The organism is Acinetobacter sp. UBA3106 (assembly GCA_002365595.1).
Classification (GTDB): Bacteria; Pseudomonadota; Gammaproteobacteria; order Pseudomonadales; family Moraxellaceae; genus Acinetobacter.
In genome coordinates this window covers 91,125-101,156 of sequence record DFAM01000021.1, presented here as the reverse complement: position 1 = coordinate 101,156, position 10,032 = coordinate 91,125, and the positions used below count along the sequence as shown (strand labels likewise).

9 protein-coding genes and 1 pseudogene are annotated in these 10,032 nt (G+C 42.7%); 2 read left to right on the top strand and 8 right to left on the bottom strand.

What is annotated here, in order from left to right:
• The 3 genes and pseudogenes from B4C48_RS12375 to B4C48_RS12365 form a co-directional block, all read right to left on the bottom strand.
• A pseudogene (locus tag B4C48_RS12375) lies at window positions 1-656 on the bottom strand (YdcF family protein); the annotation flags it as partial.
• A 7-nt stretch (window positions 657-663) separates the two neighbouring features.
• The gene (gene murB, locus B4C48_RS12370) at window positions 664-1,698 is read right to left on the bottom strand and encodes a UDP-N-acetylmuramate dehydrogenase (RefSeq protein WP_291356938.1); all 1,035 of its coding nucleotides are present in this window, start codon (window positions 1,696-1,698) and stop codon (window positions 664-666) included.
• Window positions 1,699-1,710: 12 nt separating this feature from the next.
• Window positions 1,711-2,235 carry a low molecular weight protein-tyrosine-phosphatase gene (locus B4C48_RS12365; protein WP_291356936.1) on the bottom strand — a complete coding sequence of 175 codons (525 nt, stop codon included), beginning with the start codon at window positions 2,233-2,235 and terminating at the stop codon, window positions 1,711-1,713.
• Between the two features lie 116 nt (window positions 2,236-2,351).
• On the opposite strand from B4C48_RS12365, the gene B4C48_RS12360 reads away from it, so the two are divergent.
• Together B4C48_RS12360 and B4C48_RS12355 are read left to right on the top strand one after the other, a co-directional pair.
• The gene (locus tag B4C48_RS12360) at window positions 2,352-3,512 is read left to right on the top strand and encodes an iron-containing alcohol dehydrogenase (protein ID WP_291356933.1); all 1,161 of its coding nucleotides are present in this window, start codon (window positions 2,352-2,354) and stop codon (window positions 3,510-3,512) included.
• A gap of 163 nt (window positions 3,513-3,675) precedes the next feature.
• A complete protein-coding gene (locus B4C48_RS12355) occupies window positions 3,676-4,113 on the top strand; it encodes an acyl-CoA thioesterase (RefSeq protein WP_291356931.1) in 438 nt (145 codons plus the stop codon).
• A 2-nt stretch (window positions 4,114-4,115) separates the two neighbouring features.
• Here the strand turns inward: B4C48_RS12355 and dnaX are convergent, their stop codons facing one another.
• The 5 genes from dnaX to B4C48_RS12330 all read right to left on the bottom strand — a co-directional run.
• Complete coding sequence (dnaX, locus tag B4C48_RS12350) at window positions 4,116-6,254, bottom strand: DNA polymerase III subunit gamma/tau (protein ID WP_291356929.1); 2,139 nt, start codon at window positions 6,252-6,254, stop codon at window positions 4,116-4,118.
• Between the two features lie 133 nt (window positions 6,255-6,387).
• Window positions 6,388-6,837: a copper resistance protein NlpE N-terminal domain-containing protein gene (locus tag B4C48_RS12345; protein ID WP_291356928.1), complete on the bottom strand. Its 450-nt coding sequence runs from the start codon at window positions 6,835-6,837 to the stop codon at window positions 6,388-6,390.
• Window positions 6,838-6,913: 76 nt separating this feature from the next.
• On the bottom strand, window positions 6,914-8,173 hold the full coding sequence (locus B4C48_RS12340; RefSeq protein ID WP_291356926.1) for a serine hydrolase domain-containing protein: 1,260 nt from the start codon (window positions 8,171-8,173) through the stop codon (window positions 6,914-6,916).
• Window positions 8,174-8,259: 86 nt separating this feature from the next.
• Window positions 8,260-9,114, bottom strand: a complete 855-nt coding sequence (locus B4C48_RS12335) for a MaoC/PaaZ C-terminal domain-containing protein (protein ID WP_291356924.1) — start codon at window positions 9,112-9,114, stop codon at window positions 8,260-8,262.
• 201 nt (window positions 9,115-9,315) lie between these two features.
• Window positions 9,316-10,032, bottom strand: a 717-nt coding sequence (locus B4C48_RS12330) for a 3-oxoacyl-ACP reductase (RefSeq protein ID WP_291356922.1), incomplete at its 5' end; no start/stop codon positions are given.

Below are 10,032 nucleotides of genomic sequence, written 5' to 3'. Positions count from 1 at the left end.
AGCCCACCACCCAGCACCACAATCGCATAAGGTTTAGAAGTTTGGGGCTGTGATTGTTCATTTTGCTCATGAATCAGGGCAATATCCTGATAGATGGTTTCATCTACAGCTTCTCCAGCCACCTTTTCCTGTTCTATTTCATGGGTTCGCAGAAAATCCAGATACTTTTCCATCAAGGCTTGATTTTCAGTACTATTCAAATCCAGCAAATCTTTGACCGTTTGGGTAGGGTCTTCTGCTTCAGATGCAGCCTCCACCGGTTTTGCCAGCAGCGGCACTTGTGGTTTGTCCTGTTGTTCTTTCTCCTGGAGCTGGGCATCTTCAATGGTTTGTTGCAAGGCTTTATAACGCGCCTGAATCAAGACCAGATCCTGTGAATTATGCGATTGGATTGCCTCTTCCATCAGTTTGAGATAGGCCTGACGGGCAATCCAGACTCTGGAACCCGGCTCCAGATTTTCATGTTCACTTAAGGCGGCCATTTGCTGACTCTTTGCCGCCACCTGATTCACTTCTACAGGCACAAAACTGTTCAATGCACTCACCACCCAACCAGAATAAAATGGTGAATAAAGCAAAACCATGAAACAGCCGAACAATACAAATAGCACAGAAGCTATTTGTACCAGTCGTACCATCCAATGTGATTTCACCATCTTTTACTTATTCCATATGTGAACGGATTAAACCTGTTTCATCAAACAATACCGGTTCAGGCTCTAACAAAATATCAAATTTTTGCTGCACATCGTGTTGTACAGCATGGTAAGTGGCTTGAACATCCGCCAGATCGGCCTGATCATAATTGACCAACACCAAGGCCTGCTTATGAAACATGCCCACCATACCCAGTTTTTTCCCTTTCCAGCCTGATTGATCGATCAACCAACCTGCTGCAATTTTAACGCCACCTTTGGCCTGAGGATAATGGGGCAATTGCGGAAATGTCTGTGCTAAATGGTCATAAAGCTGCTCTGAAATAATCGGATTTTTAAAGAAACTTCCCACATTAGGATATTCTTTTGGATCTGGCAATTTGCTTTGACGAATGAGAATCACTTGTTTTTGCAGATTCTCAGCCGTCTGTTCCTCGCCTACCGCATGTTTCAGATCCCCATAATTCAACATTAAATGTGCTTGCTTAAGCAATTTAAAAGTCACATGAGTAATCACAAAACGATTCGGATCATCTTTAAAAACACTATGTCGATATGAAAAATCACAGTCTGCGGCAAGAATCGTGCTAAATCGCTCTGACTGACGATCATACACCTGTACCGACTCGATAAACTCGCCTGCCTCTACGCCATAGGCACCAATATTCTGTACCGGAGAAGCCCCTACCAGACCTGGAATAAGCGCCAGATTTTGCAGACCATATAAATGATTTTCTGTGGTCCAGAGTACAAAGTCATGCCAGACTTGTCCTGCCCCTACACGAATGGTTTTACTGTGTTCATCTTCTACAATATCTTCAATGCCCTGAATATCCATATGAATCACCAGCGCATTGATTGTTTTAGGCAAAAGCATGTTACTGCCGCCAGACAGAATCAAAACATTGAGTTGCTGCTGTTTGGCATAATTCAAGGCATCAACCAGTTCAGCTGTAGATTGAACTTTGCAGTAATGTGATGCTGTCGCATCAAGACTTAAGGTATTAAAAGGCTTAAGTTGAATTTGAGTTTGAATATTCATGTGCTTAAACCTTTATTTCACATCGATCTGTTGTTTGAACTGTTGTTTAAAAATGCCGACCCAGGCCAGACTGCTCGATTCACACTGATCAAGTACCCGCTCAAAGCCATCTGCCCCGCCATAATATGGATCTGGCAAAGCCTGTTTGCGATAATTCTGATCGTATTCACTCATCAATGCAATTTTTGCCCGAATTTGACTGGCAGCATAGGCCGTTTGAGTCTGTTGTAAAAGTGCTTGAATATTAGATAAATTTTCATGATCCATTGCCAGAATAAGATCAAATTCAAGAAAATCTTGCGGCTTTAACTGGCGCGCCCGTAACGATGATAAATCATAACCGCGTTTTAACGCATGTCTCTGACTACGCTCATCTGGTGCTTTTCCGGGATGGTAATTACTGGTTCCTGCGGAGTCGATCATAATATTCAGTTGCTGTTTATCACAAAAATGTCTAAGTACAACTTCTGCCGTGGGAGAGCGACAAATATTTCCTAAACATACACATAACACCTTATAGGGCGTTTTGGATGACATAACAACCTCAATTACTGCTTTATTTTCAGGTGTCTTATGTTAAGTTATTTACAGGATGAATCCTATAGAACACTAAAACAATAATCTTGATTTTGATATCAAAAAGGAAGCAATAGATGAGCCATTTTCAATTTCAAACCGTCTCGAATATTATTTCAGGACTGGGCTCGATCTATGAGTTAAAGCCATTATTGCAACAACACGGCTATAAAAAACTCTTGCTGGTCACCGATGCCGGCATGATTCAACAGCAACTGCATCTGCCAATTATTGAAATTTTAGAAACCATTCAGCTTCCTTATGCAATCTATTCAAACGTTCAGGCCGATCCTCCTGAACATATTGTATTGGACGCCGTACAATTCGCCAAAAATGAAAAAGTGGACATCATCTTAGGTTTCGGAGGTGGCAGCTCTTTGGATGTCGCCAAGATCATTGCCATATTGGCGCATCCTCAGCAATCGCAAAGTCTGCAAGACTTATATGGCGTAAATAATGCCAAACACCCACGATTGCCTCTATTTTTAGTACCAACGACAGCAGGTACGGGTTCTGAAGTTACCCCAATTTCGATTGTCACCACCGGTGAAACCACCAAAACAGGTATTGTTTCGTCGGTTTTATTTGCCGATGTGGCCATTTTAGATGCGACTTTTACCCAAAACCTGCCCGCGCATATTACCGCGGCAACCGGCATCGATGCGATGGTACATGCCATTGAAGCCTATACCTCAAAAATCAAAAAGAACCCTTATGCCGATATGCTCGCTAAACAGGCCCTGAGATTACTCAATAAAAATCTGAGCCTGGTTCTCGCCGATGGGCAAAATTTAGAAGCACGTCAAAATATGCTGGTTGGTTCCATGCTTGCCGGACAAGCCTTTGCCAATGCACCGGTTGCTGCCGTACATGCGCTGGCTTATCCTCTAGGTGGACATTTTCATATTTCTCATGGGCATAGCAATGCTCTGGTTTTGACTGAAGTGTTAAAATTCAATGCACCGAATGCCAAACAGCACTATGCCGAGCTGATGTGCTGGCTAGACCCGAAAAGCAACGGCAGTACAGACGGGTTATGTGATTTATTCATTGATCATATGCAGAATCATTTAGATAAAAGTGGCCTGATTTTAAGACTGAAAGATCTAAATATTCCTGAAAATATGCTGGAACAATTAGCCAATGATGCGATGCTGCAAACGCGGTTATTGCAAAACAACCCACGTGATCTCAGCCAGCACGACGCACGGGAAATTTATCAAGCTATTTATGCATAAATCAAACTTATACTGCTGATAAAAATCAAGATTTAAATGATAACTAAATTACTTTTACCGTCATTTATTACAGGTTATCCAGTTTTATTGAGATGACCTATTTTTAACGTGTATTTTCATGGGCTTCCCGGTAAAAAATGGAATCATTAAAGCGACTATACCAATGAAACAGATACCTAAGCGACGTGCAGATTTCTCATACTTTTTGCCTATTCAAACCCGCTGGTCCGATAATGATATTTATGGACACGTCAACAATGTGACTTATTACAGTTATTTTGATACTGCCGCCAATTCCCTGCTGATTGAAAAGGCAGATTTTGATATTCGCTATTCGCCCGTGATTGGATTAGTGGTGGATTCGGCCTGTAGTTTTTTCCAGGAACTGTCTTATCCTGAAATTATTGAGGTCGGTGTGACTATTTCCAAACTGGGCAATTCATCCCTGCAATATGATTTAGCCATTTTTAAACAAGGTCATGATGTGGCCTCAGCGCAAGGCCATTTCGTACATGTATTTGTTGACCGCCAGACACGAAAAAGCACCCCGATTCCAATCAAAATGCGGGATGCTCTCTACCCATACAGCATAAATGAATAAACTTATTTAAGCTGAATATTCTGTATTTCACCTTCAAAGTTTTGCAAAAGCTCTTTGACCGCAGGTTCTGCATGAAGTAGCTCTGCCGCACGTGCATAAGCTTTTTCTTTACGTTCAGTTTGCATACTATACGGCGTCGTGGTTGCTACTTCTGCATAGTGAACCTGAAAATGAGTACCCGACCATTCGGTTTTTAAAGCCTGCTCCAAGGCGTGTTGCAACTGGGTCAACAAGGCTTCATATTGCTTTGGAATATGGAAAATCGATTCACCATTGATCTGTCCAGTCATGACGCCCTGTTGTGCCAACTCTTGAACTGCAGGTGATAATTCACTGTTGCGGAACCAGTACTCCCATTTATCCACCGTCCATTCACCTTCAAGAACTTGAGGCTTTAATTTTAGAATATCCTGTGGCATCAATGTCGAAGTCGTCGCCTCACTCGCTTGGACTGGTTCATCCTTGGCAAGTTCTACTTCCACATGAGGTGTGGGTTCAACTGCTAAATCAAATAATGAATCTTGGGCTGTTTCTTCTACAGCTAGCTGAGTTTGTGGTTGAACTTCCGCTTGAGATTCAACTAGGGTTGTTTCATCGCTTGTTAAAGGCACTAATTCATCAAACAGAAAGTCATCACTGCTTGCTTCATCAGTTGTATTGCTGAGCACTTCCGGCTCATTCTCAAAGCCAAATAATGCATCGTCACTCGATGGATCGAAGATAATTCTTTCTGACTGTGCTTGATCCGAATTTAATGATGAATCTGCTGATTTAGACAGCACTTCAGCTTCTACTGTTTCTTGTTCCAGGAAATCATCTGAACTTGGTTCATCTACGGAAACAGACGGAGTTGAAACTTCATTAAACGGGTCGTCATCATACTGCCCATCATCAAAATCATCGTATACAGCTGCTGATTCAACCGATGTGACCGATTCTACCGCTACATGTTGCGAGGATTGCTGCTGTGAAATCTCTGAATGAACCGGTTGTTGTACTACGGGCTGAACGTTCTGTGTAACGACTTGCGCTTGTGATACAGGAATTTCATTCGGCTGTAATGGACGGAACGCCAACAAACGTAGCACGCACATCTCAAAGCCCTGCTCTTGCGTCACGGCAAGTTGCAGGTCGGCGCGGCCTTTGCACGCCACCTGATAATACAGCTGTAAATCTTGTGCTGAAATGAGTTGAGACAACTGCATAATCTTTTGATTGATTTCAGCACTATATTTCAAGCTTAGCTCAGGCAGATATTGTAATAATGCCAGTTCATGCAAGGTCGAAATCAGCTGATCTAAAACCAGTGACACATCCAAGGCCTGTTGCCGGAATTGCATCAATAATTGACTGACCCGTGCTTGCTGGTTTTGATGAATCGCCAAGATCAGATCATAAATGATGGTGCGGTCAATCAAGCCAAGCATGTCTTTAACATCCTGATGCTGGATTGCGCCCTGACCATACGCAATCGCCTGATCGGTTAAAGATAAGGCATCACGCAATGACCCTTGGGCAGATTCAGCAATTTGCCAGATTGCATCCTGTTCGGCCTGAATCTGTTCCTGCTTTAGAATATTTCCCAGATGTTCGGTAATTTCATCGACTGCAAGCGGACGCAAAGTAAATTGCAGGCAACGTGAAATCACGGTAATCGGTAATTTTTGTGGATCAGTGGTGGCAAAAAGAAATTTGACGTGTTCTGGCGGTTCTTCCAGTGTTTTGAGCAGCGCATTGAAAGAATGCGTAGAAAGCATATGCACTTCATCGATCAGATAAACCTTAAAACGACCTTGGGTCGGTGCATAGGGAACGTTATCTAATAATTCACGTGTATCTTCTACTTTTGTGCGTGATGCCGCATCAATTTCGATTAAATCGATAAAACGGCCTTCATTCACCGCCTTACAGGTGGCACACACTTCACACGGCGTTGAAGTTACACCAGTTTCGCAATTTAGGCATTTTGCCAAAATACGCGCAATGGTGGTTTTACCTACTCCGCGAGTCCCGGTAAACAAATACGCATGATGCAACCGACCACGTTCCAAGGCACTCGTCAGTGCGCGTGACACATGGTTTTGCCCCACCAATTCATTAAAATTACGTGGACGGTATTTTCGTGCAAGTACTTGATACATGTATGCTCCTTTTTACAGGTCTAAGCATACTGTTTTTTTATAAAATAGTGAAATAAATGCCAGCGTTTGCACAATAAAAATCCTGTATTTATCCGGTTTAAATACAGGATTTAAAATTGTCTGAAGAAACGGATTACGCTAACTTGTCCAAAACAAAATCACTTTGCATCTGATAAGGTTTTGCCGTCTTGTCGACACGAATTTCCAGAACTTTTTCATCTAAATCTACATACAGTAAATTACGTGTGGACACGTTGATCAGCTCAATTTTGTTCTCATCTTTGGCATCAAAACGCAGCTGACCAGTCAGAGTTTCTATTTCATTATGACCACTCAAACTTTCACGGGTTAAAGTATAGGTTTTGTCTTCATGCAGCTCTAAAGCAACCGCCATTCCCGGGCAATCGTCACAACGTGAAAGACATCCCATACACGGCGTGGTACCTTCATATTTTCCTGCCCATGCTACGATTTGCTTTTGCGATTCAATCGATGCCTTGTTTTGCGGATCTGATTGATTGGCATCCTGACATCCCAATAATGCAGCACTTGCCACTAAAGGAATCAACACTACATTTTTCATGAAAGATCATCTGCAGTTAAAATCGCAGGAAAAGTAGCATATTTTTCAGCTATTTTTTAAAGCAAAATGTTGCAAATTAAAACCAGCCTTTACGACCGTATAACACCTGATCTGCACAGCGCAATGCTTCTTGCGTTAAGCCCCATAATCGGTAATCTCCGGTTATGGATGCGACAGGGAAATTATGAATATAAGCAAAACTTAATCCACGCTCCGGATCGCACCACGCGCCTGAACCATTAAAGCCCATATGACCAAAACCTTGGGAGGATTTGCCTAAAGTCAGTATACGGTGATAGCCCAATCGCCAATGCATCGGTAAAGGCATAATCCGGTCGCGTTTGTTATATTGCACAGTACTCAACTCACGCATAACCGATGGGCGAATCACTTGCTGACCATTCCATCGGCCATTATCAGCAAGCATGGCATAGATTTTTGCCAGACTATTTGCCGTGAATACTCCATTCGCCGCAGGTATAACTGCTTGCAAGCCCTGATCACTAAAAAAGGAAAAATGCTTCATGCCTTTGGGAATCATGGCATCCTGAAAGTCTTGTGGATTCTGTCCACTCAGTTCAAGGAATTTCTCGAAGATCGATGCTTTACGTGGTGTCTTAGATAACTTGTTTGGCTGCGCTGGCTTTGCAGGATGTGTTTTATTTTGGGGAAACAGTCTTGCAACGCGATTCAGTTCAGTCTCTGGCACTCCAAAATAAGCCCCATCAAGTTCTAAGGGAATGATCAGATACTTTTGCATCAATTCTGCTAAAGACTGATTTGTCGCTTTTTCAAGCGCTCCACCCACCTGCCAGCCAAACATCAAAGGTTGATACGCTGCTCCCTCTCCCAAAACAAACCGTGGTTGCGCTTTGGCAACGACATCTAACATATGTGACCAGTCTGCCATCTCTGTTGCAGCTGCAATGTTATTGCGGATGTCATATAAACCACTTTGATGGCTCAACATATGCCTTAAGGTAATTTTATCTTTACCGTTTTGTCCAAATTCAGGCCAATACTCGGCAACAGGTGTATCGTAATCCAGCAAGCCTTTACTGACCAAAATATGGGCCAAGGTTGAAAGTACCCCTTTGCCCGTAGAATAACAGACAGCCAGGGTATCAGCTTGCCAGCTTTCAGTTTCAGACTTTTCTCCGGTCCAGATATCAACGACTTTGCGTCCCTGAAAATATACCACCAAAGCCGCACCACCTGCATCTGCCCGCGCATCCTGCATGCGGCTGAATTGTGTGGCCAGGTCTATAAATCGCTCATCGACATGACCTTGATAATTTGCTGTATTTGCGAAGATGTATTCTTTGATTTTTTTCATTCAACTGTGCTTTCCATAGAACAGCAATATGTTATTCCAAGCTTAAAACAAAAAAGCCTAAATCTACCGTGACTTAGGCTTTAGTCTTAAAATGCTTTCACACTTCCCGTGACATGCGGTTTTTTGTTTTTACTGTTTCGAATGACGAATTCAGTATCTTTGCCTTCCTGAGCAGTCAGGAACTCCACTTTTGAAGGCAAATACATCGGCAGTTTAAACCAGACATCAGCCTCATAGGCATCCGGCAAAGTTAAGCTGGCAAGCACCTTCGCCTTACTCCACATTCCATGAGCAATGGCCTGTTTAAAGCCCAATGCTTTTGCTGTGATGGCATGAATATGAATCAGGTTAAAGTCACCTGAAGTTAAAGCATAACGGCGTCCTGTATTTTCAGAGACATTCCATTCTGCATTTAATTCATAAGCAGGTGTTTTATTATCGACCAGTTTAGGCGCCGCTTTAACATTGGTTTTTTGACGGGCCAAATAAGTAGTGATCCCTTCCATTACCACTTCATTACCTACTTTCGCCGTGGTAATAAAGTCAAATTGAACACCCTTATCATGCGGTTGCAATTCACCAAATTTGCACGACAATGTTAATGCTTCATTGGTTCCTACTTTGCGGCTTTGTTTAATCTGGTTGCGAATGTGCACCAGCCCCAAAATTGCAAATGGAAAAGCCTCTGTCGTCATCATATGCATCTGTAAACTTTGCGACAGAACCGCTAAATAAATCGAAGGAATATATCCGTTATTCTTGAAGCCGCAGACTTCGTTATAAGCTTTAAGATGCTTTTGATCAACCTTGAATGAATCCACCACATATTCAACTTGCGGCAGCACTTTTTCACCTTTAGGCTTTTTAAAAATCAAGCCTTGAATCACTTTAGGATAGGCTAAATAAGGTTTTGGAAGTTGACTAAAATGGCGAGTATTCATACTGAACCTTTGGAAGTTTTATCATTATCAAGTTCCCTCTCCTGAGCAAAGCTTCAAAACATTGTTTTGAAGTAAAGCGCAAGTGAGGGTTAGGGAGAGGTATAAACTTTCCCTTTGGTTATTTTAATCCCCCTAAATCCCCCTTTGGTAAAGGGGGACTTTTCCCCTCCCTTTTACAAAGGGAGGTCGGGAGGGATTAAATTAAGCCCCTAACAAGCTTTGACCACACACACGAACCACGTTGCCATTTAAACCTGTAGACGCTGAAGATGCAAACAATGCAATCGTTTCAGCGACATCGACAGGCAAACCACCTTGACTCATTGAGTTCATACGGCGACCTGCTTCACGGATTGCAAATGGAATTGCTGCTGTCATTTGCGTTTCGATGAAGCCAGGAGCCACGGCATTGATCGTTACACCATTTTTCAAAATTGGTGCAGTAAATTTAACCAAGCCAATAACACCGGCTTTAGAAGCCGCATAGTTGGTTTGACCCAGATTACCTGCAATACCTGAAATTGAAGATACACATACAATACGGCCATTCGCATTGAAGCCTTCATGTTCAAGCAAGTAATCGTTTACACGTTCAATTGCAGACAAGTTAATGTTAATCACCAAATCCCAAAGCTCTGGCTTCATGTTTGCCAAAGTTTTGTCACGGGTAATTCCTGCGTTATGCACAATAATATCCAAGCCGCCTTGTGCAGCTGCAGCAGCCTTAATTTTCTCTCCAGCATCCGCAGCAGTGATATCAATCGCTAAGGTTGAACCACCGATCTCTCCCGCAACACGGTCCAGATCTGCTTGCTGTTGTGGAACGTCCAGGCAAATAACATGTGCACCATCACGTGAAAGTACATGAGCAATCGCTTCACCAATACCACGACTTGCACCGGTAACTACAGCAGTTTT

Excerpts from the sequence above, each read along its gene's own strand:
- murB (WP_291356938.1), bottom strand. The coding sequence starts at position 1,698 with ATGAATATTCAAACTCAAATTCAACTTAAGCCTTTTAATACCTTAAGT.
- B4C48_RS12335 (WP_291356924.1), bottom strand. The coding sequence starts at position 9,114 with ATGAATACTCGCCATTTTAGTCAACTTCCAAAACCTTATTTAGCCTAT.
- B4C48_RS12365 (WP_291356936.1), bottom strand. The coding sequence starts at position 2,235 with ATGTCATCCAAAACGCCCTATAAGGTGTTATGTGTATGTTTAGGAAAT.
- dnaX (WP_291356929.1), bottom strand. The coding sequence starts at position 6,254 with ATGTATCAAGTACTTGCACGAAAATACCGTCCACGTAATTTTAATGAA.
- B4C48_RS12355 (WP_291356931.1), top strand. The coding sequence starts at position 3,676 with ATGAAACAGATACCTAAGCGACGTGCAGATTTCTCATACTTTTTGCCT.
- B4C48_RS12345 (WP_291356928.1), bottom strand. The coding sequence starts at position 6,837 with ATGAAAAATGTAGTGTTGATTCCTTTAGTGGCAAGTGCTGCATTATTG.
- B4C48_RS12360 (WP_291356933.1), top strand. The coding sequence starts at position 2,352 with ATGAGCCATTTTCAATTTCAAACCGTCTCGAATATTATTTCAGGACTG.
- B4C48_RS12340 (WP_291356926.1), bottom strand. The coding sequence starts at position 8,173 with ATGAAAAAAATCAAAGAATACATCTTCGCAAATACAGCAAATTATCAA.